The sequence below is a fragment of the Sporolactobacillus terrae DSM 11697 genome (assembly GCF_000648615.1).
GTDB lineage: Bacteria > Bacillota > Bacilli > Bacillales > Sporolactobacillaceae > Sporolactobacillus > Sporolactobacillus terrae.
In genome coordinates this window covers 53,723-79,785 of sequence record NZ_JFZC01000027.1, presented here as the reverse complement: position 1 = coordinate 79,785, position 26,063 = coordinate 53,723, and the positions used below count along the sequence as shown (strand labels likewise).

At 47.2% G+C, this 26,063-nt stretch carries 20 protein-coding genes; 13 read left to right on the top strand and 7 right to left on the bottom strand.

Translation table 11 applies throughout. The features are described from left to right. Window positions 1–29 precede the first annotated feature (29 nt). Window positions 30–866 carry a pyridoxine/pyridoxal/pyridoxamine kinase gene (gene pdxK / locus AA84_RS0104345; protein ID WP_028976189.1) on the bottom strand — a complete coding sequence of 279 codons (837 nt, stop codon included), beginning with the start codon at window positions 864–866 and terminating at the stop codon, window positions 30–32. Window positions 867–1,300: 434 nt separating this feature from the next. Here pdxK and AA84_RS0104340 point away from each other — a divergent pair, with 434 nt between their 5' ends. The 8 genes from AA84_RS0104340 to ptsP all read left to right on the top strand — a co-directional run bounded on the left by AA84_RS0104340 (window position 1,301) and on the right by ptsP (window position 12,345). Then, on the top strand, window positions 1,301–2,410 hold the full coding sequence (locus AA84_RS0104340; RefSeq protein WP_028976188.1) for a LysM peptidoglycan-binding domain-containing protein: 1,110 nt from the start codon (window positions 1,301–1,303) through the stop codon (window positions 2,408–2,410). Between the two features lie 500 nt (window positions 2,411–2,910). Next, a complete protein-coding gene (gene qoxA, locus AA84_RS17050; RefSeq protein ID WP_051577806.1) occupies window positions 2,911–3,855 on the top strand; it encodes a cytochrome aa3 quinol oxidase subunit II in 945 nt (314 codons plus the stop codon). 16 nt (window positions 3,856–3,871) lie between these two features. Beyond that, window positions 3,872–5,815 (top strand): cytochrome aa3 quinol oxidase subunit I, encoded by a 1,944-nt coding sequence (gene qoxB, locus AA84_RS0104330; RefSeq protein WP_037562950.1) that lies wholly within the window; start codon window positions 3,872–3,874, stop codon window positions 5,813–5,815. Further along, window positions 5,815–6,444, top strand: coding sequence for a cytochrome aa3 quinol oxidase subunit III (gene qoxC, locus AA84_RS0104325; protein ID WP_037562934.1), 630 nt, complete (start codon window positions 5,815–5,817; stop codon window positions 6,442–6,444). Before qoxB ends, qoxC begins: the two co-directional genes overlap by 1 nt. Window position 6,445: 1 nt before the next feature. Then, complete coding sequence (gene qoxD, locus AA84_RS0104320) at window positions 6,446–6,763, top strand: cytochrome aa3 quinol oxidase subunit IV (RefSeq protein WP_028976184.1); 318 nt, start codon at window positions 6,446–6,448, stop codon at window positions 6,761–6,763. A 575-nt stretch (window positions 6,764–7,338) separates the two neighbouring features. After that, a complete protein-coding gene (gene pfkB, locus AA84_RS0104310) occupies window positions 7,339–8,250 on the top strand; it encodes a 1-phosphofructokinase (protein ID WP_028976182.1) in 912 nt (303 codons plus the stop codon). Between the two features lie 120 nt (window positions 8,251–8,370). Beyond that, window positions 8,371–10,290 (top strand): PTS fructose transporter subunit IIABC, encoded by a 1,920-nt coding sequence (locus AA84_RS0104305; protein WP_028976181.1) that lies wholly within the window; start codon window positions 8,371–8,373, stop codon window positions 10,288–10,290. Window positions 10,291–10,626: 336 nt separating this feature from the next. Then, complete coding sequence (gene ptsP, locus AA84_RS0104300; RefSeq protein ID WP_028976180.1) at window positions 10,627–12,345, top strand: phosphoenolpyruvate--protein phosphotransferase; 1,719 nt, start codon at window positions 10,627–10,629, stop codon at window positions 12,343–12,345. Between the two features lie 159 nt (window positions 12,346–12,504). On the opposite strand, the gene AA84_RS0104295 is transcribed toward ptsP, so the two are convergent. Further along, complete coding sequence (locus tag AA84_RS0104295) at window positions 12,505–14,520, bottom strand: penicillin-binding transpeptidase domain-containing protein (RefSeq protein ID WP_028976179.1); 2,016 nt, start codon at window positions 14,518–14,520, stop codon at window positions 12,505–12,507. 298 nt (window positions 14,521–14,818) lie between these two features. Here AA84_RS0104295 and phnC point away from each other — a divergent pair, with 298 nt between their 5' ends. Genes phnC through phnE (AA84_RS0104280) form a run of 3 tightly spaced genes read left to right on the top strand, consistent with a single transcriptional unit; the run spans window position 14,819 to window position 17,159 of the window. After that, window positions 14,819–15,589: a phosphonate ABC transporter ATP-binding protein gene (phnC, locus tag AA84_RS0104290; RefSeq protein WP_028976178.1), complete on the top strand. Its 771-nt coding sequence runs from the start codon at window positions 14,819–14,821 to the stop codon at window positions 15,587–15,589. Beyond that, a complete protein-coding gene (phnE, locus tag AA84_RS0104285) occupies window positions 15,586–16,362 on the top strand; it encodes a phosphonate ABC transporter, permease protein PhnE (protein WP_028976177.1) in 777 nt (258 codons plus the stop codon). The genes phnC and phnE (AA84_RS0104285) overlap by 4 nt, the downstream gene beginning before the upstream one ends. Continuing rightward, the gene (gene phnE / locus AA84_RS0104280) at window positions 16,359–17,159 is read left to right on the top strand and encodes a phosphonate ABC transporter, permease protein PhnE (RefSeq protein ID WP_028976176.1); all 801 of its coding nucleotides are present in this window, start codon (window positions 16,359–16,361) and stop codon (window positions 17,157–17,159) included. Before phnE (AA84_RS0104285) ends, phnE (AA84_RS0104280) begins: the two co-directional genes overlap by 4 nt. A 638-nt stretch (window positions 17,160–17,797) precedes the next feature. Here the strand turns inward: phnE (AA84_RS0104280) and AA84_RS0104270 are convergent. After that, window positions 17,798–18,724 carry a phosphate/phosphite/phosphonate ABC transporter substrate-binding protein gene (locus AA84_RS0104270; protein WP_028976175.1) on the bottom strand — a complete coding sequence of 309 codons (927 nt, stop codon included), beginning with the start codon at window positions 18,722–18,724 and terminating at the stop codon, window positions 17,798–17,800. A gap of 226 nt (window positions 18,725–18,950) precedes the next feature. Here AA84_RS0104270 and AA84_RS0104265 point away from each other — a divergent pair, with 226 nt between their 5' ends. Both AA84_RS0104265 and AA84_RS0104260 read left to right on the top strand, forming a co-directional pair. Then, window positions 18,951–20,516: a bifunctional metallophosphatase/5'-nucleotidase gene (locus AA84_RS0104265; protein WP_028976174.1), complete on the top strand. Its 1,566-nt coding sequence runs from the start codon at window positions 18,951–18,953 to the stop codon at window positions 20,514–20,516. 18 nt (window positions 20,517–20,534) lie between these two features. Further along, window positions 20,535–21,260 (top strand): uracil-DNA glycosylase, encoded by a 726-nt coding sequence (locus AA84_RS0104260; protein ID WP_028976173.1) that lies wholly within the window; start codon window positions 20,535–20,537, stop codon window positions 21,258–21,260. Window positions 21,261–21,271: 11 nt separating this feature from the next. Here AA84_RS0104260 and AA84_RS0104255 read toward each other — a convergent pair whose 3' ends face one another. From AA84_RS0104255 to menB, 4 genes are all read right to left on the bottom strand, one after another. After that, window positions 21,272–22,714 (bottom strand): PH domain-containing protein, encoded by a 1,443-nt coding sequence (locus tag AA84_RS0104255; RefSeq protein WP_028976172.1) that lies wholly within the window; start codon window positions 22,712–22,714, stop codon window positions 21,272–21,274. After that, window positions 22,704–23,186, bottom strand: coding sequence for a PH domain-containing protein (locus AA84_RS0104250; RefSeq protein ID WP_028976171.1), 483 nt, complete (start codon window positions 23,184–23,186; stop codon window positions 22,704–22,706). Before AA84_RS0104250 ends, AA84_RS0104255 begins: the two co-directional genes overlap by 11 nt. 419 nt (window positions 23,187–23,605) lie before the next feature. Continuing rightward, window positions 23,606–25,087 (bottom strand): o-succinylbenzoate--CoA ligase, encoded by a 1,482-nt coding sequence (locus AA84_RS0104245; protein ID WP_081791717.1) that lies wholly within the window; start codon window positions 25,085–25,087, stop codon window positions 23,606–23,608. Window positions 25,088–25,107: 20 nt separating this feature from the next. Next, on the bottom strand, window positions 25,108–25,929 hold the full coding sequence (gene menB, locus AA84_RS0104240; protein WP_028976169.1) for a 1,4-dihydroxy-2-naphthoyl-CoA synthase: 822 nt from the start codon (window positions 25,927–25,929) through the stop codon (window positions 25,108–25,110). Window positions 25,930–26,063: the final 134 nt, after the last annotated feature.

Sequence of the window (26,063 nt, the reverse complement as noted above, 5' to 3'; positions counted from 1 at the left end):
CCTCTCCGGGGTTTTTCGGTAGAATGGATTTAGTGAGCAGCGAGCTCTTTCTTATATGCGCTGTGATCGGTCGGACCGGTATAGTCGTTTAAGCGGAAGGATCCGCGAATCGCTGCAGTCACAAATTTCTTCGCCACTTGAACAGCTTCAAGAACGGACTGCCCTTTGGCGAGACCGGCGGTAACCGCTGCGGCATAGGTGCAGCCGGCACCGTGAATGTTCGGCGTGTCGATGTAGTCATCAGCAATAATATGGAAGTCTTTTCCGTCATAAAGCACATCAATGGCTTGATCTGTATTCGGAAGCCTGCTGCCACCTTTGACCAGTGCATTCTTCGCACCCAAGGCAACGATCTTCTTCGCCGCTTCCTTCATCTGATCAACGCTCGTGATCCGCGGCATACCGGTTAAACGTGCCGCTTCATAGAGGTTAGGCGTTGTCACCAATGCTTTTGGAATTAAGTAGTCGAGCATTGCGGCCGTGTTTTCCGGCTGCAGTTCCGGCTGAATTTCTTCCTCTGCCCCTTTGCAGACCATAACCGGATCGATAACCACGCGATCCAAACGATTCTTTTCAATCGCATCCGCCGCAATTTTAATAATTTCCGGTGAAGCGAGCATGCCGGTTTTCATTGCATCGACGCCAATACCGACAATGATCGTATCCAGCTGCTTCTTGAGCAATTCGGTATCCAGTGCAGTAACGCTGTGCGCCCAGTTTTTATGTGGATCCATTGTTACGATACAGGTCAGTGCGGTCATGCCGTAGACGCCGAGTTCTTGAAAGGTCTTCAGATCGGCTTGCATACCGGCGCCGCCGCTCGTATCCGATCCGGCAATTGTCAATGCTTTATTCAGTGTATTCATCGAAAAGCCTCCTGTCCTTTTTCTCGTATCTCCTATTATAATGAGTCGACGCTGAAAAAACTATGTCTCTGCTTTTGTGAGCGGGGAGAAAATGTCGAAAAATTTTTGAAGCCATCAATTAATGATTCGCGCAATTGATCCGATAAAAAGACTAGACGTGTATTGCAAAAGAGCGGCTGAAGTTTTCTACCATTTTAAGGCGCGTTGTTATTGACAGCATGGACGGAGTGAACGACACTAGAAATAAAGACGCTGGGGACAAGCTGTTTCAGGGAAGCAGTTAAGCAATTGATTGATGCCTATGGATCGAGCAGAGCATTCATGGAGCAGCTGGTTCTGGAGCCTTCGTTTTGTCATCAATAACTCAATGAAACTGCTAACTTTCGCAACACAAACGTTTAGAATGACGAAGAGAGCGATTAGGAGGAATTGCAGTGAAAAAAATTATTGTACCTACTGCTCTTGTGAGCGGATTGTTGTTTTCAGGCGCCGGCCAACAGGCGATGGCTGCATCCGGACAGGATGTTGTCAGCCAGGCATTAAATTATCAAGGCAAGGCGTATCAATATGCCGCACCAGCCTTTTCAGAAGATTCATTTGACTGCTCTTCATTTACTCAATTCATTTACAACAAAGTACTGAATAGATCATTACCGCGCACGTCTTCGGCACAGTCAGAGCAAGGGATTGCGGTATCCAAGGATCAATTGCAGTCGGGCGATTTGCTTTTCTTCGATACTGCTGGTGACGGCGGGATTCATCACGTTGGCATCTACATTGGTAATGGAAAAATGATCAGTGCTGAAGTTACAGTGGGTGTACATATAACCAATGTGTTTAGCGGCGGCGGTTCCCAATCCTACTGGGAACCAAAGTTTAAAACCGCACGCAGAGTCGTCGCTGCACCGGAAACGGAAACGGCAAAGCATCAAACAGAACGACCCGCCCAGTCGACCGCTCCGGCACAGACGGGTACAACCTCGAGTTATACGGTCAAAAGCGGCGACAGTCTCTGGAAAATTGCAAGCCATCATGGGATGACGGTTGCCAACCTGAAAGCATTGAACCATTTAAAATCGGATCTGATCTATCCGGGACAGGTGTTAAAGCTGTCAGGCTCCACGCAGACTGAAGCAGCATCACAAAACAGCGGCGCGGCACAAGAAACGGAAGCGCCTGCAAAGACAAGTGCAGCATCCTATACAGTTAAAAGCGGCGACAGTCTTTGGAAGATTGCAACGGGAAACGGTATTTCCGTAAGTACGTTGAAATCGATTAATGGATTGAATGCCGATGTGATTTTTCCAGGGCAAACGCTGAAATTATCCGGATCTGCGTCATCGTCGAAAACGGTAATCACGCAGACAGCCGCGAAAAGCACATCGTCTTCTTCAAAAAGTGCTTATAAGGTGAAGAGCGGCGACAGCCTTTGGGAAATTGCAACGCTCCACGGCATTTCGGTAAACCAATTGATGCGCGCCAATAACTTATCGGCGACACTGATCTATCCGGGACAGCATCTGCTTATTCCTGGTTCGATGTAATGTACGGTGCACGGATAGAATGAACGACTTTCCCCCTTAAACGGAGCTTTTTATGTCCCGTTTAAGGGGTTATTTTTTGCAAATAAAGGAAGTACGGGGTTTTTGGACGTATAAAAGACCGTGCGTCTAACGCACAGATGCTCGGGCACCGCTCGGATCGGCCGCGGCGGGTGCTCGTCCAGTTCAAATATGAGCCCGGCTGCTTGTAAAGGCATGACGTAAAGAACCGGGACCATCCTCTTTTTTTGTTACGGAAATCGAATTGAAAAAATGAATGGAAGCGCTTTACTAATTATGTGCTCGAGTTATAATGTGTATAAACGGTGAATAAAAGGTGAACGAAAAGTTACAATATGATATTCATTGTTTATTTTCACTAATATGTAACAAATATCACGTTATATACGATCTATTAAAGTTATAATAGAAAGTTTATGCTATAATGTGAAGGGTTTGTTATGCGTTCGAATAGAGAGGTTCAGAGGGGAGGAAGAGCAAACGTGAAGAATTTAAAAGCACTCATAAAACCGGCTTTGCTGCTGATGGCGCTCGCGATGCTGACGGGATGTTCGGAGAAAATAGCCGTATTGAATCCGCAGGGTCCGGTGGCAAGGTCGCAATATCATTTGATTATTTGGTCATTAATTATGATGAGCTTGGTTCTCGCCGTTGTTCTAATCATATTTGTTTATGTACTTGCACGCTACGGGCGCAAAAATAGTGATGGATTTGATCCTAATGATACAGGAAATAGAAGGCTGGAAATCATCTGGATGGTTATTCCGGTGATTATCTGTGTCTTGTTAGCCGTTCCCACTGTGAAGACGCTGTTCAGTTTGAACCAGCCGCCGAAAGCGACTGCAGCGCAGGCACAGACAGCGGGGGAATCGCTGACCATTGATGTGACTTCGGTTCAATGGAAATGGTTGTTTCGTTATCCGGGTCAGAAAATTGAGACCGTTAATTATGTCGTTATTCCTGCGGGCACTCCGGTGAAGTTCCGTCTGCATGCCTATGATGCGATGAATGCATTTTGGGTTCCTGAACTTGGCGGACAGCAGTATACCATGACGGATATGCCGATGCAGCTTTGGCTGCAAGCCGATAAACCCGGTAATTACGATGGACGCAGCTCCAACTATTCCGGCAAAGGTTTTGCGCACATGACGTTTAAAGTGATGTCACGGTCATCGACCGATTTTGACCGCTGGGTGAACGATGTGAAAGACAACAAGCCTGCACTGACACATGAAAAATATATGGAATTGCTGAAGCCGAATACGGTAAAAGCGCAAGCGTTTTCGTCCTACCCGGCAATCGTTGCAAAGGATCTGAATAAAGCGCAGATGGAAGCACTGATGAACGGTGAATCTGTGGATACCGATTCAATGCATGGTATGGATATGGATCACGAGAGCGGGGAAGGAGGATCTCAAGATGATTGAATCGATTAAATCGTTTATGGGATGGTTTTTTGTCACAGGTGATCCAATGATCTATGGTGCAGATGCATCCATCGCATTGGCTTCAATCGGTATTGTGGCCGTCCTAACCTATTTTAAAAAGTGGAAATGGTTGTGGGAAGAATGGCTAACAACGGTTGATCATAAAAAAATAGGTATCATGTATATCATTGCTGCCTTACTCATGCTGTTCCGCGGCGGTGTCGATGCATTGATGATGCGCGCCCAGCTGACGCTTCCTAATCTGCATTTTCTTGATGCGGAGCACTATAATCAAGTGTTTACGACACACGGCACCATCATGATCATCTTTGTTGCGATGCCGTTTATTTTTGGCTTGATGAACATTGCTGTTCCGCTTCAAATCGGTGCGCGCGATGTCGCGTTTCCTTTTCTTAATGCACTTAGTTTCTGGTTATTCTTCTTTGGTGCAATGCTGTTCAACCTGTCCTTTGTTATCGGCGGATCGCCGGATGCTGGCTGGTCAAGCTACGCTCCTTATGCCGGCGCCGAAATGAATCCGGGAGTCGGGCAAAACTACTATTTAATTGGGGTTCAGATATCCGGTATTGGATCATTGGCAACCGGAATCAACTTCTTGGTTACCATCCTCAAAATGCGTGCGCCCGGCATGACTTTATTTAAAATGCCGCTGTTCACGTGGTCGATTCTGATTACGTCGGTTATCGTTGTGTTTGCCTTTCCAGCATTTACCGTTGCTCTGGCGTTGATGTCGATTGACCGACTGTTCGGCGCGCACTTCTTTACGATTGCGGCCGGGGGTTCTCCAATGCTTTGGGCGAACTTATTTTGGTTCTGGGGTCATCCGGAGGTGTATATCGTTCTGCTCCCGGTATTTGGAATCTTTTCCGAAGTTATTGCCACTTTTGCCCACAAAACGCTGTTTGGTTACGCGGTGATGGTATGGTCGATGGTGGCCATCTCGGTATTAAGTTTTATTACGTGGCTGCACCACTTTTTCACAATGGGCAATACAGCGCCGGTTAATGCTTTCTTTTCCATTTCAACGATGCTTATTGCGATACCGACCGGTGTGAAAATCTTCAACTGGCTGTTTACCTTAAATAAAGGGCGTATTCAATTTACGACGCCAATGCTGTGGGCGCTGGCATTTATTCCAAACTTTACAATTGGCGGAATTACCGGTGTCATGTTGGCGATGGCCCCGGCAGATTATCAATACCACAACAGCTACTTCTTGGTTGCCCATTTCCACAGCACCTTGATTGCCGGAACTGTATTCGGTATTTTCTGCGGGCTGCACTATTGGTGGCCGAAAATGTTCGGCTACTTGCTGGATGAGACAAAAGGTAAATGGGCATTTTGGATTTTCATGATCTCGTTTAACATCTGTTTCATGCCGATGTACTTCCTTGGGCTGATGGGTATGACGCGCCGGATGTACACGTATCCGGCCGGCCTTGGCTGGACGCCGATCAACGTCGTGATGACGATTGGCGCTGTCGGTATGGGTGTCGGGTTCATCATCATGGCCTACAACATTGTCTGGAGTGCAATTCATGGCAAAAAGGACAAGACGGGCGATCCTTGGGACGGCCGTACATTGGAATGGGCCACCTCTTCACCGGCTGCGGAATATAACTTTGCTCATATTCCTGAAGTTTCAACGCGTGATGCCTTTGAAGCCATGAAAGAAGCAGAAAGAAAGGGAGAAGCCGATTCGAAGAAACCGTACGCACCGATTCATATGCCAAGCAACACCGGTATTCCGGTCATCATGTCGGCGTTTATGTTTGTTGCCGGATTCGGATGCGTCTTTGAATGGTACTGGATGGCGATTCCAGGGGCGATTGGCGTTATCGCCTGCATGATTGCTCGCTCTTTTGTTTATGATGATCATCATTTTATTCCGGTTGAAGACATTGAACGAACCGAAGCTGCCACGGGGAGGTTATCCTAATGACGGATGCAACGCTTAGTTTGCATGAAAAAGATCAAAGCAAGTTGCCTTTGGAATATCGAACGGAAGAGGGAGATCTCCGTATTGTTGGTTTTTGGATCTTTCTCGCTGCTGAATTGGTGCTTTTTGGAACGTTATTCGGCAGCTATCTCGTACTTCAAAGCCATACGGCCGGCGGTCCGGGACCACATGATCTCTTTGAAATCGGACCGGTCATGGCTGAAACGATTGTACTCCTTATCAGCAGTTTCACCTGCGGATTGAGTACGTTAGAACTGCGCCGCCATAACAAAAAAGGCTTAATCGGCTGGCTGATCGTGACGATACTGCTTGGTCTTGTTTTCCTTGGTCTTGAAATTAATGAATTCTACACGTACGCAGTCCATGAGGGGGCGCCGATCTCGCGCAGTGCGTTCCTGTCCGGGTTCTTTGTTCTGCTCGGTACGCACGGTGCTCACGTTACGCTTGGTATTGTCTGGATCGCCGGGATCCTGCTTCAGCTTGGCAAACGCGGGATTACCACGGTGACGGCGCGCAAAGCGTTTATGGCCGGTCTTTACTGGCACTTCCTTGATGTCGTCTGGATCTTTATTTTCACAGCGGTTTATCTGACAGGGTTGGTGATATGAAATGAGTGAAAATCAAAGCCATACAGTCAAGCAACAACGGTACGGTTTTCCTTGGAAACAAGTCATTGGTCTCTTACTTTCCTTGGCACTTACTTTTCTCGCACTCTGGATTGCAATCGGACTTGCGCTGCCGGTAACGGCAACCTTGACCATCATTGTTGGCTTAGCGATTTTCCAAGCCTTCATTCAACTGTTCCTGTTTATGCATGTCACAGAAGGGACAGAGCCGGTCCATCAGTTAATCGGGATTCTGTTTGGGATCTATGTTGCTTTTGCTGTAGTGGCCGGAACGTTGTGGATTCTCGCTTATGCACTGTGAGTAATATCTGGGTTACTGAAGACGAGGCGTGGATGCCCCGTCTTTTTTACACTATAATAAAGGTGGAGAACTTTTTGAAAAATGCCGTTGCTGCGCTATATCGGACATGAGGTCTGTCGGTGCAGCTAAGTCTGGTCCAATGCCTGAAGAGGGTGTCTCAAAAGTCCGTTTTTAACGTTTGGACAGCCTCTTTAGTGCGCTGTTGCTTCATAAATGCGTCGGTTTTAGCTCGTGCGCAGCGTTCGATTTCGGCAACACGTTTATGGAGAAAGTTCATAAAACAGTCAAAAAACGTCATCAGATGATTTTTTATGACATGAATTGATTGATAATGAACGTTTTTCTCTATATAATTAATAACTTGAGAGAACTTTTTCGACACTTGAGTGCTTTAAAAATGCAAGCGATTCCCGGATCATTTGAATTGGATGTCTAATGCCTTGTATGGAATAGCCCGATGCGGCAGACAATACAAGGGATTAGCTGATTTTGCTCATGAATCCGCTCTCTATTTGAGCGCTTATTTTCATTGTTACCTATTTCTAATCAAAATCTTAACGAGGAGCTGATCACTCATGATCTATACATGCACGTTGAACCCGGCAATTGATTACTTTCTACAAGTGGATCATTTTAAAGCCGGCGAATTAAACCATGTTAAAGCAGACCGCAAAATGCCGGGCGGAAAAGGCATCAACGTTTCCAGGGTTCTGAAGCACCTTGGGCAAACGTCCAAGTGTCTCGGTTTTATCGGCGGTTTTACGGGAGAGTTTATTAAGGATAAGCTCGCAGAAGAAGGCATTGAGGCTGACTTTGTTCCGGTAGACGGCGATACACGGATTAACGTAAAACTGAAGAGTGATTCGGAGACTGAAATCAATGGTGTTGCTCCGCAAATTACCGATGAACAGCTGAATGCACTCTATGCAAAGCTTGAAAAACTGACTGCAGATGACCTCCTCGTTCTTTCAGGAAGCGTTCCGGCAACGTTGCCGGTTACGATCTATAAAGACATGATGGATCACGTCAGTGCAAGCGGGGCAAAGGTTGTTGTTGATACGAGCGGCAAGGCATTCCGCGAAATTGTTGATGCAAAACCATTTCTAGTGAAGCCGAACCACCATGAACTTGGCGAATATTTCGGTGTAACGGTTGAAACGTTTGATGAAGTGAAAACCTATGGGAAGAAGCTTGTTGAAAAAGGAATTGAACACGTCATTGTCTCAATGGGCGGCAAAGGTGCTGTTTACATAGATAAGGACGAATACCTGTATGCTCCTCCAGCAAAGGGCGAGCTGAAGAATTCGGTTGGAGCAGGCGATTCGCTCGTCGGCGGCTTTTTATCTGAATATGCGGTGAGCGGAGACTTCCGCAAGGCATTTCAAAAAGGTGCCGCTTCCGGCAGTGCAACGGCCTTTTCTGTCGATCTGTGCACACAAGAAAAAGTGGAAGAACTGCTTCCTCAAATCAAGATCAGCGCAATATAATCATGAGCTTGGCGTGGCTGTGAGAATGGGCTTAAGAAAAATAGAGAAAATGCTGGACTCCGCCGCGATCGAAGATTAACTGGGGCACCCTTGGTGAAAAAGAGAGGATGGGAAAAGATAATGAAAGTGACGGACCTGTTAACGGCAGCAACCGTTAATCTGGACTTGAAAAGTACGACGAAGAAAGATGTTTTAGATGAACTGGCAGCAACGCTGGACAAAGCGGGCAAACTCAACGATAGGGCTGGATACCGCGCCGCTTTGGATAAGCGTGAAGAACAAAGCACGACTGGAATCGGCGATGGTGTGGCTATTCCTCACTCGAAAACGCCGGCAGTAAAAGAAGCAGCAATTGCTTTCGGACGTTCAAAAGAAGGCGTAGACTTTCAATCGCTTGATGGCCAGCCGGCACATCTGTTCTTTATGATTGCGGCAACCGATGGTGCGAACGCCACGCACCTTGAAGCACTGTCGACGCTTTCAACCTTCTTGATTCAGCCGGAATTCCGTGAAAAGTTAATGAACGCTGCAACACCTGAAGAAATTGTTGCTGCCTTTGACGCGCAAGAAGAAACCAGTGAAAATGTCGCTGCTGAAGAGAAAAAGGCAGCGGAAAGCAATACGGACGGCTATGAGATTCTTGCGGTTACCGGCTGCCCGACCGGCATTGCCCATACGTACATGGCAGCCGATGCCCTAAAGCAAAAGGCTAAAGAAATGGGCGTATCGATTAAAGTTCAAACGAATGGTTCCACAGGCATCAAAAATAAGCTGCAGCCGGATGAAATCGAAAAGGCAAAAGGAATTATCGTTGCGGCAAGCATTAACATTGATGTAGAGCCTTTCAGAGGCAAACCGCTCGTTCAGGTACCGGTTACGGATGGTATTCGCAAACCAGAAGAGCTCATTAATCAAGTCCTTGAAGAAAAGGCTCCGGTTTACGAGGGCGACGGTAGCACAAGCAAAGCGCAAGCTTCGGAAGAAGAATCAGGAAAGAAACTGAACATTTACAAGAACCTAATGAACGGTGTGACGTACATGCTGCCGTTTGTTGTCGGCGGCGGTATTTTGATCGCAGTTTCCTATTTGATTGCTACTCTGACGGGTATTGAGCTTAAACCCGTTGCAAGCGTTGCAGATGTACACAGCTTTGCCGACCTGCTCAGCTATATTGGAAACGGAAATGCAATGTACTTGATGATTCCGATTCTGGCCGGATACATCGCAATGAGTATTGCTGATCGCCCTGGTCTTGCTCCAGGTATGGTCGGTGGTTTAATGGCATTGACCAGCAATGCTGGATTCCTTGGTGGTTTGATCGCCGGATTCTTAGCCGGGTATACTGTTGAGCTCGTGAAGTGGGCTTTCCAGAAATGGCCGCAATCGCTCGATGGCTTGAAACCCGTTTTGATCTATCCGGTATTCGGTATTTTTATTACCGGCGCTTTGATGTTCTTGATCAATCAACCGATCAGTCTTTTCGTTGAATGGATGACAAGTGTTCTCAATGGTATGGGGACAGGAAATCTTGTTATTCTTGGTTTAATTCTTGGCGGTATGATGGGCATCGATCTTGGTGGACCGTTTAATAAAATTGCCTTTACATTTGGTATTGCCATGATCAGTGCGGGCAACTTCTATCCACAAGCTGCAGTTATGGCCGGCGGTATGGTTCCTCCGCTTGGTATGGCGCTTGCAACCACACTGTTCCCGCATAAGTTTAACCGCGGGCAAAGAGATGCAGGAAAGGTTGCCTATGTCTTAGGCGCTGCATTTGTGTCGGAAGGTGCGATTCCATTCGGCGCGGCTGATCCGCTGCGCGTGATGGTATCATCTGCAATCGGTTCAGCACTTGCCGGCGGACTTGCTCTGTTATTCGGCATTGGGCTGCGCCCTCCGCATGGCGGTATCTTTGTCATTCCGCTGGTCAGCAACGGCAATCCGCTGCTCTATGCACTGGCCATCATTATCGGAACCCTTGTAACGGCCATTCTTTACGGCATTTGGAAGAAGCCGATTGAGCAAAAGGAAGAAGCTTGATCTGTCTAATTCCTGTCAGCATATGACAAAAATGCTAACAATTAAGGAACAATGATTGGAGTCGCTTTCAATTTAAAAAAACTCTTGATATAATATTTAGTGTTATGTTTTTCCTAGACCTACAGACGGGAAAAACGAATCTGCGGCAGGAGATGCACCGATTGTACGTACATGCGCCTGCCGCATCGATATAACGGTGAGGAACATACTGCTTTCTGAGATTCTGTTCCTCATCTTGGGGACGGGAGAAGGCCCGCTTTATTAATGCTTACGCATGTTCGATCGGTTTTGTGAGAGACTGAGCTTTTATATTTGAAGGGTTGGGTGAATGAAAACATGTCAGAAAAGATTAAAGGTATTGCTGCTTCTGCAGGAATCGCGATTGCTAAGACTTTCATCCTGAAGAATCCGGATCTTTCCTTCGAAAGAAGTACGGTGAGCGATAAAGAAGCAGAAAAGAAAAAGCTGAATGATGCGCTTGAAGTATCGAAAAAAGAACTGACAAGCATCAAAGAAACGGCTGAACGGGAACTCGGCAAGGATAAGGCAGAAGTATTTGCTGCCCACCTGATGTTTCTCAGCGATCCGGAATTCGTTGGTCAGATCACATCCAAAATTGATGATGACAGCCTGAGCGCAGAAGCCGCACTTGACGATGTGTCCAGCTTTTTCATCCAAATGTTTGAAAGCATGAAAGACAATGACTATATGAGAGAACGTGCTGCCGACGTTCGCGATGTGTCCAAGCGTCTGCTTGCCCATTTGCTTGGCGTTTCCTTTACATCGCCAGCAAGTATTACAGAAGAAACGGTGATTATTGCTGAGGATTTAACACCGTCGGATACGGCTCAATTAAATCGTAAATATGTAAAAGGCTTTGCGACCGACATCGGTGGACGTACGTCACACTCGGCAATTATGTCGCGTTCGATGGAAATTCCGGCAGTTGTCGGAACGAAAACGGTCATGGCTCAGGCAAAAGAAGGACAACTTGCCATCATTGACGGCTTAAATGGGCAAGTTATCCTTGATCCATCTGAAGAAGAAGTTGCTGCATACAAGGCAAAACAAGCGGCATACAAGGAACAACAGGCAGAATGGAAAAAGCTTGTTAGCGAACCGACCAAGACTGCCGACGATGCACATGTGATTCTCGGTGCCAACATCGGTAACCCTGGTGATGTTGAGGGTGTTGTGAACAACGGCGGTGAAGCAGTTGGCCTTTATCGTACCGAATTCCTGTACATGGGCCGTGACAAATTGCCGACGGAAGATGAACAATTTGATGCGTACAAGGAAGTTCTTGAGAAGATGGCGAACAAGCCGGTTGTGATCCGTACCCTTGATATCGGCGGAGATAAGAAGCTCTCTTATCTCCCACTTCCTGAAGAAATGAACCCGTTCCTTGGCTTCCGTGCCATTCGTCTCTGTCTGGAACGGCAGGACATTTTCCGCACTCAGTTGCGTGCTTTGCTGAGAGCAAGTGCATACGGCAAACTGCGGATCATGTTCCCAATGATTGCTACGATTGATGAATTCCGTCAAGCGAAAGCAATTCTTCTTGAAGAGAAAGAAAAGCTTGTTGCTGCAGGCACAAACGTTTCGGATGACCTTCAAGTCGGCATGATGATGGAAATTCCTGCTGCAGCCGTTCTTGCGGATCGTTTTGCTAAGGAAGCAGACTTCTTCAGCATCGGAACGAATGACTTGATTCAATACACGATGGCGGCAGACCGGATGAACGAACACGTGTCTTATCTCTATCAACCATGTAATCCATCCATTCTCAGATTGGTCAGCAACATTATTGATGCAGCGCACAAAGAAGGGCACTGGGCCGGCATGTGCGGCGAAATGGCCGGCGATGCAACAGCGATTCCGCTTCTGCTTGCACTGGGACTTGATGAATTCAGCATGAGCGCAACCTCTATTCTTCCGGCAAGAAGCCAGCTTCTGAAGCTTTCTAAGGAAGAATTGGCAAAACACAAAGAAGCCTTCCTCAACTTAGACACCGCTGAAGAAGTGCTCGATTATGTTAAAACAAAAATGATCTAATACTCACAATAAAAGAAACCGGGCAGACATCCTAAAACGGGGATGCTGCCCGGTTTTTCTTATGGATAAAGAAGGCTTATAATCAGGCACAAAATTGAGGGTTCAGGTATCAAAGCAAAAAGCTCCGAAGCATATCGCTTCGGAGCTTTTTAGCCAAAATTATTTTTTCAATACCTGTTCAAAAACCTTTTTGACTTTTGGTGTCACGTAGTGGCTGCCGCCTTTTTTTTGCGTGTTTTCGACGATCATTGTAACAAGCAGTTTTGGATCGTCCGTATTGTAGGCGGTGAACCATCCGTTTTCACGTCCGCTCTCCCCTTGTTTCTGTTTGAATTCCGGAGTTCCGGTTTTACCGGCAAGCGTGATTCCGTTAATCTGTGCATCATGAGCCGTTCCAGAAGGATTGGCAACGACCTGAATCAGATCCTTATTAAGCAATTGTGCAGTATCTGCGGACATCACATTCTTTTTCCAAAAGGTCGGTGCGTCGTTGGTCTTGACTAGACGCGGTTTGATCATACTGCCATCGTTGACAAGCGCCGAATAAATGAGTGACAAGTGCAGCGGGGTTACACTGACTTGCCCCTGACCATAGCCTGTATTGGCAAGCAGTCCTTGGTCATTCAGTTTCCCGCTATTTGAAATCGTTGATTTACGCATTGGAAATTCAATCGGCAGCGATTCGCCAAAGCCGAATTTCTTCGCATCGGAGGCAAAGGCGGTTCCCCCTATTTTAAGTGCTGTTTGCGCAAAGTAGATATTGTCAGATTTGAACAATGCCGTCTCCAAATTTACCTTTGCATCATGATTCACCCGAGTTACATAGTAGTCACCCCACGAGCTGCTCGCTTGCCACTTGCTCCCGTTAATTGCAACTTTTGTATCGGGATTAATTGCTTTATGCGTTAACGCGAGGGCTGCCGTCAGCGGTTTAAACGTTGAACCCGGTGCCGACGCAGCGGTAAATCGATTTCTTAGCGGTTGCTGCTGATCATTGCTCAGTTTCTGGTATTCACTTGACGAAATGCCGAGAACAAAGTCATTGGGATTGTAGGATGGCGCGCTAACCAGACCGAGAATATCACCGTTGCGCGGATCAATTGCGACGGCAGTTCCTGCATCTTTTTTCAGCTGATCATACAATGAATCCTGAACGTCGCGGTCAATGGTTAACTGGACATTGTGTCCGTCAACCGGGTCTTTTTTGGCGAGTGTTGCAACTTCTGCTCCGGTTGAATCCAGCAGTTTGATCTCCGCTCCATTATGTTGACGAAGCTGCTTTTCAAATAATAATTCCAGTCCGGTCTTTCCAATCACTGAGTTTGCAGTGTAGCCTTCGTTTTTATGCTGTTTGAGCAGTTCAGCAGTCATTTTTCCAACATAGCCGGTTAAATGAGCACTTGCATTTTTATCTGGATAGACTCTGCTGGATACATCCGTTTTGACCACGCCCGGCAATGCAACGGCCTTTTTGATCAGATCGGTTTTCGCAGCGTCAACCGTAGTGATCGGTACTAAACTGTCCACTTTGACCCATGATGCGGAAAGCGCTTGGTCAATTTGTTCTTTGCTGACGCCGAGCAGCTTTGTTAATTGCTTGATCGTGGCTGTTTTATCGTTGTCACTGCCCATTTTTCCAGGAACGAGATCAATACGCGCCGCGGTCCCATTGATGGCCAGCGGCTTGCCGTTGCGATCTGCGATCTCGCCGCGTGTGCTCGGCAGTGTGTCAACACGAACGCTTGATTGGGCGTTCATTTTTGGAAGAATCAGGTTTGGTTGCCAATCGAGATATAAATTTTTCTCATCTTTTTGTTTTTCTTCTTTGAACGCGACATTTTGAGAGAATTTTATCGGCCCGGCGACGGTCGCTAGTGTGGCCGTCACGTGTACGGAATCACTTTTACTCTTATTCTCTTGAACACGCGCGGTTAGTTTGCCGGCTTCAATGTTGCCGTAGATGCGCTTATAGCGTTCAATAAAATCAGCTTTGCTGACACGTTTCTGTGATGATTTGGAGAGCAGTGTGTACATTTTCGAAAAATCTTGTTTCTGCCATGCGTGTACGTATTCCTCCATTCGGTCTTTTGCGGTTGGCTTTTGACCGCACGCACTGAGCACGAATAGCAATACGAGGAATACGGAAAAAAGGAAGATCAGTTTGCGTTGTTTCATTAGGGGACACCTCCATAGAAAATCCAGGACAGGTTCATTAAGATTAGTATATTCAGGCACGGCCGCATCCATGCCGGGCTGTCCAACAACAGTCTCTACTATTATAAATGATTTTAACAGATGTGCCGAATAAGCAAGAAATAAATCGATAAAATATTTCAAAGAATTACAGAATATAAGGATGAACGTAGATTTTCCTATGAATCTTGCTTTATAATAATCATGATTGTTTGATAGGTTGTCACATTTTGTTGCTCTTAAATGAAAATGGAAGTGAGTGATCGAAGCTATGGAGAATGTGATCGAGTTCAAGCATGTATCCAAAACATACCCCAATGGAACGCAAGGCCTGAGAAAGGTTAACTTGACGATTGAGAAAGGGGAGTTTGTTGTGATCGTTGGTTTGTCGGGAGCTGGAAAATCCACCTTGCTTCGATCAATCAACCGTCTGAATGAAATCACTGAGGGTGAAATATTAATCAAAGGTCAGTCGATCACAAAAGCACGGGGAAAACAATTGCTGCACATGAGACGTGATATTGGCATGATTTTTCAAAATTTTAACCTTGTCAAACGTTCCTCGGTATTGAAAAATGTATTGTCGGGGCGTGTGGGGTATCACTCAACGTTGCGTACCGTGCTGGGTTTATGGCCGAAGAAGGATGTTGCACTGGCGATGTCTGCATTGGATCGTGTGAATATTCAGGAAAAAGCTTATTCCAGAGCAGACGAACTCTCAGGCGGTCAGCAGCAGCGGGTATCGATTGCTCGAGCACTCGCCCAAGAGGCGACGATTATTCTTGCCGATGAACCGGTCGCCTCACTTGACCCGGTCACAACAATTCAAGTGCTTGATGACTTGCAGCGTGTAAATAAAGAATTAGGTATGACGACGATTGTTAATCTGCATTCCGTTGATCTTGCAAAGAAGTATGCAACGCGTTTGATTGGGATCCGCTCGGGTGAAGTTGTCTTTGACGGTACTGCAGAGCAAGCATCCGATGACACATTTGATCAAATTTACAGTCGCGGTTCACAGAAAGAGGGATCGGAGGCGAGCAGAGCGTGAATTTGGCAAAAAGAAGAGTGGCACGGTTAAAGTTGGTTCTTGTCATTCTGTTCTTCATTCTGCTGATTTGGAGTGCCTCAAAACAAACCGGGGTATCAATCGCTGAGCTGCTTGCAAACTTTTCAAATATGGGCGCATTGATTGACCAGATGTTTCCCCCGGACTGGAGCTATTTTAACTACATAACACAAGCGATGCTGGAGACAATCCGTATGGCTGTTCTCGGGACAACCTTCGGCGGACTTGCCGCAATTCCATTTGCTTTGCTCGCTTCGCGCAATATTGTCAAAACGAAATGGGTGTATGTCCCGTTCCGCTTTATCATGAATTTGATTCGAACCATCCCTGAACTGTTGCTTGCCGCTTTGTTTGTACCGATTTTCGGTATTGGTTTTGTGTCTGGCATTTTTGCGTTGGGCGTGTTTTCGTTCGGTGTCATTGCTAAATTGGCCTATGAATCCGTTGAAGCCATTGACGATGGACCATTGGAAGCGATGACGGCCGTAGGCGCTAATAAAACACAATGGATTTTTCTTGGTGTTGTCCCTCAAGTTGTTGCTCCGTACATGTCTTATTTTCTTTACTGTTTTGAAATTAATGTTCGAGCTGCTGCCATTCTCGGTTATGTTGGCGCCGGTGGTATCGGCTTGTATCTCAGCCGTACACTTGGATTTCTGCAATACGATCGCGTGATGTCGATCATCCTCTATACCTTTGTTGTTGTCTTGATCATTGACGGACTTAGCAATAGAATACGGGAGAAACTGATATGATGAATACCACACAAAAAAAATTGCTGTTTCGCCGGCTTAGAAATTGGACCATCGCTCTTATCGTTTTAATCATTTATATTTGGGCATTTACCGGCTTCTTTCAAAATTTTGAATTGAAAGCTTCGGCTTGGACCTCCGCCAAAGCTATTTTTACAGGGATGGCACATCCGGATTGGTCCTATATTAGCGATCCGGATGGTGAAGACTTGCTGCATGCCTTACTCGAAACGTTTAACATTGCCGTCCTTGGTACGTTTATTTCCGCACTCCTCTGTGTTCCGTTCGCGTTCTGGGCTGCGCGAAATATGAGCCGTTTCCGAGTGGTCTCATCCACGGGTAAAGTTATTTTGAGTGCAATTCGCGTGTTCCCAGAATTGATTATGGCACTCCTATTCATCAAAGCTGTAGGACTGGGGCCTTTTGCTGGGGTGCTCGCACTCGGCTTCCACTCGATTGGCATGCTAGGTAAACTATTCGGTGAATCAATTGAGGATATGGACTTTCGTGCAGCTGAGGCGCTGCGGGCATGTGGGGCAAATAAATTTCAAACGCTTTGGTTTGCGGTTGTACCGCAAGTTCTGCCACAATTCTTCTCATACACACTCTATCGATTTGAAATCAGTGTACGTTCTGCTTCGATACTCGGTATGGTTGGTGCCGGAGGGATCGGTGCACCATTGATTTTTGCCTTAAATGCACACAAATGGGATCGCGTCGGGATCATCCTGCTCGGCATCATTGTCATGGTTTCGATCATCGACTTAATCTCTGGGTCGATTCGCAAACGGCTCGTGTAACAGATTGCAAAGGCTTGATCGAAAAATAAGCAAACAGACAGTACTAAAGAAGAAACACGCTCAGGCGTTGGGGAACTGCCGAGAGCGTCTTTTTTTGCAGGAAAAGAAAGTATAAGATTTTGCCCTGTCTTCAAACCAATACCCCAGTGTCTTGGCCAAGAGTCAAAGCGGAGGGGCTCTGGCGCCGGCGGGATCGCGCTTAGTTGATGCGTGCCAGCGAGACCCCGCAGATTCCTGGCCTGTCTGAGGAGGCTCGCGGTGCGCCCGCGGCAAGCGAGTAACCGAAGCGGCGATTCAGCACCGAAAAGACAGGAGACCATCACACATGGCTGGAGATAAAGGACCAAGCACAGCTTGGTTTTTCTCATGAAAAAGGAAAGAGTTATCAGACTAAGTACAAGGATGAACAGGAAGATGCGTCTACGTGTTGAGCCCTGGATACGAGCCAAGGGCGCAACACGCATAAGAGAACAATGTCTAAAGGACATTGAAATAATGTTAGTTACACAAAAAAATAGGCAAGGCGTAGCTGCATAGTGCATTGCAGAACATTTTGACATAATGTTCAAAATTTACTCGCCTAGTAAAAAGAAGCCTTGCCGCAGCAGAGCAGCAAGGCTTTTAAATCAGTAAAACTATTATTCGCCGATTTCTTTGTTATAGTTACGAACAACATCAAAGTTCGAATCTTTAGAAGGTGAATAGCCGACATGGCTGTAAATCGAATAGATGACTTTTTCGCCTTTGGGATCATTACTGATCGAAACAAAAGCGTCTGAAATCTTTTTCTGCCATTTTTTCGACATATCCGGACGAACGCTGATCGTATCATTTGGAATTTTTGCGGTTTGGAAGATATAATGGGTTTCTTTAAATACATTTGGGTTTTCTGCTTTAACAATATTGCGCGCATCTACGAAAACCGGTGCTGCATCAACGTCTTTGTTCAACACCGCGAGAACACCTTTATCGTGGCCTTGCAGAGTGACACCGGTCACGTCTTTTTGAGGATCGATGCCTGCTTTCTTCATTTTAACAGCCGGGAATACGTAACCGGCGGTAGAGGTGGCATCTTGCCAACCGATTTTTTTGCCTTTCAAATCTTTAATTGAGTTAATGCCTGAATCATTGCGAACGAGCATACCTGAGTAATAGTAGTCTACTTTTTCAGAAGTGTTGGAGCCGTCTTTGGGGTTTACACCGTAACGTTGTGCTTGTAGTAATACATTCGCATAGCCTTTTTGGTGCGCAAGGACATAGCTGGTTGGAGGCAGGAAGCCAAGATCCATTTTCTTCGAAGCCATTGCTTCAATAACTCCGTTGTAATCGGTTGTTACTTGAACCTTGACGGGAATACCAATTTTTTTAGAAAGTAAATCGCCCAATGGTTTTGCCTTTGCTTCAAGTGTGTCCGCATTGGATGAAGGAACAAATCCGATAACCAATTCTTTAGGTACATAAGCCTTAGATTTTGATGATGCGGAGCTGCTTCCATTCCCGCATCCTGCGAGTACGCTCAACACGAGACCAAATGCAAGGAACAGAGCGAAACTTTTCTTAAACATAAAACAAATCGCCTCCAGAAAAAATGAGATATGCAGACAATGTATGTCCCTATCTATCATAAAGGCTTTGTCACAAAAATAACACTATTTTTGCGCAGATTATCTATTTTTTAACATAATTTTGTGAAAAAATAATTACTTTGATGGCGAATCTATGATCTTTTTGTCTCCAAAACCATATGACGCGTGGTACTATGAAAAGTAGGGATTGAGGTGAGTGTGACGTATGAAATTGATCATCTTAGAAACAAGCGATGTTCATGGCTCCATCTACCCAATAAATTATGCGGATAACCGTCCTAGAGACGTTGGGATGGGGAAAATCGCTTCGCTCATACATAAGGAGCGGGCAGAAGCGCCGTGTACGCTTCTGATTGATAATGGCGACATGATCCAAGGAACGCCGCTTCTCTATTATTATGCGCGCTTTGATCATAAACGACCGAATCCGATGGCGGTTGTTGCTAATCATTTGAACTATGATTGTGCGGTATTCGGCAACCATGAGTTCAATTTTGGCAGGGATGTCTTGAATGATGCCGTTTCTTCCTCGAACTTTCCATGGCTCGGCGCAAATATCGTCAAGAAATCAGATGGAAGCCCGTTCTTCGGCAAGCCGTATATTGTCAAAACATTCCCTGAGGGGCCGCGTGTAGCGGTTCTTGGGCTGACGACGCAATACGTGCCGAACTGGGAAAAGCCGGAAAATATTAAGGGCATGCATTTTGAAGACCCGGTGGAAACTGCGAAGCGATGGGTTCCTTTTTTGAAAAAAGAAGAAAAAGCGGACCTTGTGGTGCTGTCCTACCATGGCGGATTTGGACGTGATTTGGATACCGGCGAACCGATTGAAGAGATGAAAGGTGAAAATCAAGCCTACCAAATGTGTCAAGAAGTAGCGGATGTTGATGTGTTGCTTACCGGACACCAGCACCGGATGATCGCCGGTAAAGCGATCAATGGGGTCACAATTATCCAACCGGGGTCGAGCGGCACGCATCTTGGAAAAGTGATGCTTGAGCTTGAAAAGGGTCCGGCCGGTTGGCAGGTGACCACCAAGCAATCGGAACTGCTTTCGGTGCGCGGTGAAGCGGCAGACAAGGATTTGCTGGCACATGTCGACGCCTATGAGAAAGATGCACAAACTTGGTTGGATCAGCCATTAGGCAAAATTGATGGCGACATGCTGGTGCATGATCCGATGAAGGTGCGTATGCAGGATCATCCACTGATTGAATTCATTAATCGGCTGCAGATGAAAGCATCGGGTGCCGATATCAGTGCAACGGCGCTTTTCAATAATGAATCACCGGGCATGCCGCCGAATGTTTCCATGCGTGATATTGTTGCCAATTATATCTATCCCAACACATTGCGTGTGCTTCGGATTAGCGGTCAAGATATGCGTGACGCGCTAGAACGTTCGGCATCCTATTTTGCGCTTGATTCAAACGGTACGGTTAAGGTCAGCCAAGCATTCACTGATCCGAAACCGCAGCACTACAACTACGACATGTGGGAAGGGATCAACTACATCCTGGATCTTTCGAAACCAGTTGGCAGTCGTGTGGTGGAGCTCAACTATCATGGAGCTGCCGTAAACGTCGATGCTTCCTATGATGTTGTCATGAACAATTATCGTTCCATTGGCGGCGGTGAGTACTTCATGTTCAGTGGCAAGCCGGTCGTTAAAGACATTCCCATTGATGTGACTGAACTGATTGCCAATGAAGTGCTGGAGCGGAAAGTGATTCAAGCAACCGTTGATCATAATTGGAAAATTATCTATTAAACAGAGAGGTGCACAAAGGTGAATCAGCATATTTTAAGAAATGATTGGGCTCCCTTGCTGAAACCAGAATTCGAAAAGGATTATTATCAAAAGCTGCGGCAATTTCTAAAAGAAGAATATACAACAAAAACCGTTTATCCGGATATGTTCGATCTATATAATGCTCTGAATTACACACCTTATGAAAAAGTGAAGGTTGTGATTCTCGGTCAGGATCCGTATCATGGGCCGGGTCAGGCACACGGACTTAGCTTTTCGGTCATGCCGGGAGTCAAGCAGCCGCCGTCACTGCAAAATATTTTTAAAGAATTACACGACGATCTCGGCTGCGCGATTCCACAGCATGGTTGCCTGATTGAATGGGCGCGTCAGGGGGTGCTGCTCTTGAACACCGTGCTCTCCGTTCGACGCGGGTCACCAAATTCGCACAAAGGGATGGGCTGGGAGCAGTTCACCGATGCGGTCATTCGCGACTTGAATGATCGTGAAAAACCGATCGTATTTATTCTGTGGGGGCGAAACGCGCAGGCAAAGGAAGCGTTGATTACCCATCCACATCACTTCATCATTAAATCGCCGCACCCGAGTCCGTTTTCGGCACATTCCGGTTTCTTTGGCAGCCATCCGTTTTCACGAACCAATCAATTTCTGGAATCGGTCGGTGAGACGCCGGTGAATTGGCAAGTCTCGCTTGAGGAACCGGATTTACATTCTGAACGTGAAAAAAACATCTCGCATGAGTAAGCGAGATGTTTTTAGTTTCGATTGCGAAACCATTGAAAAATAGTATTCGCATGTTCTTTTTCAAGCTGATGGATGGAAAAGATCTGTTCAGAAGAGGCGCGAATGGTTGCCAGGGTGTTTGCAAGCCCGAGTCGTTTTTGCAGAAAGGATTGTTTGATTGTCAGGCTTTGGATGTTGTTTCTCCGTGTGATGGTGGTTGTCTTTGCGAACCAGCGATTGACAACGATCAGCCGTTTATCACTTAATGCCCAGCTTTCCGAGCGGCGGCGGAACCAGCCGCAAATAAGAATGAACGGCAAGCCGATCAGCGCATAGTTTCCCCAGTCAAAGCGCCATGCAAGTATGGAGCACGATACAATCCAGAAGCATGCCGGCCCGGCCATCCGATAAAGCGTACTGCGCAATGGCAACACGCGCGTGGATAGGGTACCGGCGAACCTTGGGATGACGGTACTCAGAAAACCGGGCAATTCTTCTTTTCGGAGCATTGGAAAGACGATGACCGATCCGCCATCATCATTTTCCGAATCAATGCTGCCGCTGCACTGTGCATAAATCGTGCACCAACCAAACAGTTGCTGCAGCCAGGTTTCTTGGATTTGGATCGCCTGTACACGATCGGTTTTATAGGTTTCATCTTTGGTCTCCCAAACGCCGCGGTGAATGCGCCATTCCGTATCGAAGACCGTGAGCCGAAAAAAGCCCCAGCGCAGCAGGATACTGATTAACGATGCAACCCACAGCAATAGAATCGCCGCACCGATCAGGATGATCAGACCGACCAGTGATGCATGCTCGAGATAGCTGAGTGAACGACCACGAATGTTGTCGGGAATGAGATCGTCTGCCTGTGACCAAAGCCCGAATACCGCGGCCAGCATCACGCCAATTTTCGATGAAAGCAGCGCAGCGGCCAGCAGCCGCTTTCCTGATAATTGATACCTTTTCTTCGGCTGTTTTTCTTTATGTACCGGAGATTCCGGCGCAGTCCCCTCCGTCCGTAAGTTCGACAGCTGCCCTTTAACGCGGCTAACTTCCGCTTTAATGCGTTCCGCTTCCTTTTTGTTCAATGCGGTGAGAACCCTATCGCCTTTTGAAGCAGGATCGGCCGTATCAAATTTTAACTGCACAACGCCAAGCAGACGGAGCAGCAAATTGGTCTTAATTTGAACGGATTGAATACGTTGAAATCGGATGTAGCAATCGTTGCGTACAAAGATGCCGGAGCGGATATGGATTTGATCATCCGACCATTCATAGGTATAGCGCAGCCATTTTACAAAATTAAAGATCAGAATGACGAGCGGCAGGATCAGGACATAGCCGATAATGTCGTCAAGGTGGCGCAGTCCCCAGACAAGCCCGAAGCCGAAGGGTACGATGATACTCCAGAGCGTCGATAAGGCGTCACTGAATATGGCAAAAAAGTGAAGATGTCTGCGTTTAGAGTTCATTGGCCGGATTCTCCTTGATCAGCTCGGAGATTTGGTCGCGCAGGGCAAGGGCATCACGTTCTTCCAAAGCGGGGATCTCATGTTCACCGGCAGCAGTTGTCACCGAAACCGCAGTTAAATGATGCTTGCGCAGTAATGGGCCTTGTTCGGTTTCCACATTTTGCACGCGCGTGAACGGGATAACCGTCTGTGTAATCACTAAGATGCCGTCTTGAATGAGCAGATCCTCTTGCCTGATTTCATAGAAAAACGTTCGGTAATTAATGTTTGGAAAGAGAAAAACGTACAGAATCAGCTGGAGAATGTTGAGCGCGGCCAGAGCGCCGGCAATATAGAATAGAAAGTGTGGCCAATCAAAAAAGCGGACGCATACGGCAAAGCCGCCGATAATCAGCCAAAAAATAAGATGTGTCATGATCGCACGTTGCCGCCAGATCGTAACAATACGGGGATTGAGTTGTCTTTTCTGCAAATAAAGGTCACCTCTTGTTAAGTCAATGAATCGGCAAAGTTTGCCATTTTAATAAATTATAGCATAAAGCAGACGGTGGAAAAGCAGCACCGAGTTAACTTTTCTAGTCAAACGGACGATTTGATTAAAGGGCGATACGTTTTGACCTTATAAGAAAAACCGGGCAAAAAGCGCCCGGTCCTTAATCTCCAATCATGTGTGATGGTCTCCTGTCTTTTCGGTGCTGAATCGCCGCTTCGGTTACTCGCTTGCCGCGGGCGATCCGGAAGCTTCCTCGAACACACAAATTCCTGTGGGGTCTTCCTCGGCTCACTGTTCCCGCTGACGCCAGAGCATCTGCGCATTTGATGCACTGTCTTTTGTGGGACCAAAAATCATATACATTCTTTTCCTGTAAGAAAAACCGGGCTCAGCCCGGTTCATTTGACTTGATTTAGTTGTTCATAATACATATAGAGTTTACGCCGCAGCAATTTGTGTGCAGCATTTTCAGGCAATGCATCAAGAACGAAGATACGCCGCGGCACCTTGTAGGAGGCAAGCTGCGCGCGACAAGCACCAATCAATTTGGTTTCGGAGAACGCAGCGCCTGGCTTCAAACAAACAAAAGCAACGGGGACGCGGCCCCATTTGTGATCGGGAATACCGATCACACCTGCTCGCGCAATGCCGGGGCAGCCATGCAGGATCGACTCGATTTCAGCCGGATAAATATTTTCACCGCCAGAAATGATCAAGTCCTTACGGCGATCAAGGACGAACAGAAAGCCGTCTTTGTCCAAATAGCCAATGTCGCCGGAATGGAACCAGCCATTCTTCATCGCCGCGGCGGTTGCTGAAGCGTTGTTTAAGTAATGACTGAATACCGTCGGTCCTTTAATCAGAATCTCACCAGGTTCATGCACTGCGGCACGTCGCCCATCTGTGGCAATCTGCAGCTGCAGCGGGAAAAGCGGTTTGCCGGCTGAGCCGGCTTTTTCGCGCATGTACTCGGGCGGCAGCGTGGCCGCTTGAGAGGCCGTTTCGCTCATTCCGTACGTTTGATAGATCGGCATGTGCAGGCGCAGGCAGCGATCAAGCAGCGATGCAGGCACCGGACCGCCGCCAAGCAGAATGCAGCGCAGTGTGTTCGGATAAGCTTGTCCGCTGCCAAGTCCATCGCTCATACGCTGCAGCATCGAGGCGACCACAGAAATATGGGTTGCCTTGCTGCTTAATAGAAGCTGATTGACTTGCACCGCGTTAAATTTCTTCATTAAATACACCGGCATGCCGTAGATGATGCTTTTCATCAAAATGGACAACCCGCTGACGTGAAAAAGCGGGACGCAGCAGAGCCACGTGTCGCTCTGCTGGAGTCCGAGATTGATTAATGAACCATTGGCGTTCCACCAATGGTTGCCATAGGTAAGTACGACGCCTTTTGGTCGGCCGGTTGTACCGGAAGTAAAAATGATCGTACATGGATCAGTCAGTTCAATCTCGGTTTCTTGATCATCAAAAAGCGCAGCAGTTTGCGCCAACTCTGCCGCATCGCGTATCATGCAGCCCATAGTAGTGACCGCTTGTTCAGCGGCCGCCGCATTATCGTGATCGGTGACCAGTATCCGGCTGCCGCTCTGTTTAATTTGTCCGGACAACTCCGTTGGTGACAGCCGCGTGTTCAAAGGCACCATAACGGCGCCAAGCAGCATCAGCGCATAAACGGTTACGGCGCAATCCAGCGTGTTTCCTTGCAGCGACGCGACAGGATCGCCGCTGCGCACACCAGCGTCGCGCAGTCCGGCGGCCGCCTGGCGCACGCGCGCATAAAGTTGTTTGAAGCTGAGCTGTTCACGTACCGTTTCCATTGCGATCCGATCAGGCGTCAGCAGCGCACGCTGACGGAGCCATTGCGGCATCGATGGATATGCGTCCGAACTCATGGGAATTTCGGGAACTTGCTGAAATCAGGATCGCGTTTTTCTTTGAAGGCATCGCGTCCTTCTTTGGCTTCATCGGTTGTGTAATAAAGAAGCGTCGCGTCGCCGCCCAGCTGCTGCAGTCCTGCCAGTCCGTCCGTATCCGCGTTAAACGACGCTTTGAGAAACCGAAGTGCGGTGGCACTCTTCGACAGCATTTCTTTGGCCCATTTAACGGTTTCTTCTTCAAGCTGATCGAGCGGGACAACCGTGTTGACGAGGCCCATGTCCAGTGCTTGCTGCGCGTTGTACTGACGGCATAGGTACCAGATTTCACGCGCTTTTTTGTGACCGACAATTCGCGCTAGATAACCGGCACCGTATCCCGCGTCGAAACTGCCGACTTTTGGTCCGGTTTGTCCGAAAACGGCGTTGTCGGCGGCGATCGTCAAGTCGCAAACCACTTGGAGGACGTTGCCGCCGCCAATCGCATAGCCGGCAACCATGGCGATAACCGGTTTCGGGATGATGCGAATCAGATGCTGCAGGTCGAGGACATTCAGCCGCGGAATATTGTCTTTGCCGACATATCCGCCGTTGCCGCGTACTTTTTGGTCGCCGCCGGAGCAGAATGCCTTCGTACCGGCACCTGTCAGAATGATGACACCGATCGATGCATCATCACGTGCTCGAGCAAATGCGTCAATCATTTCAACTACTGTATTTGGGGTGAACGCATTGCGTACATGCGGTCGATTAATGGTAATTTTTGCAATCCCTTCGTAGGTCTCAAAAAGAATATCTTCATAGTCTTTGACCTTTTGCCACTCAATAGAGGACATCATTCCACCTGACCTTCTGGAAAATTGGTTGGATTTGTCACTATTTTGTCAAATGTGACACCCTCATTGTAGCATATTGGATTGCCTTTTTTCGAATAGAGCACCTTTTCATGCAGGATGCAAAATTGACAAGC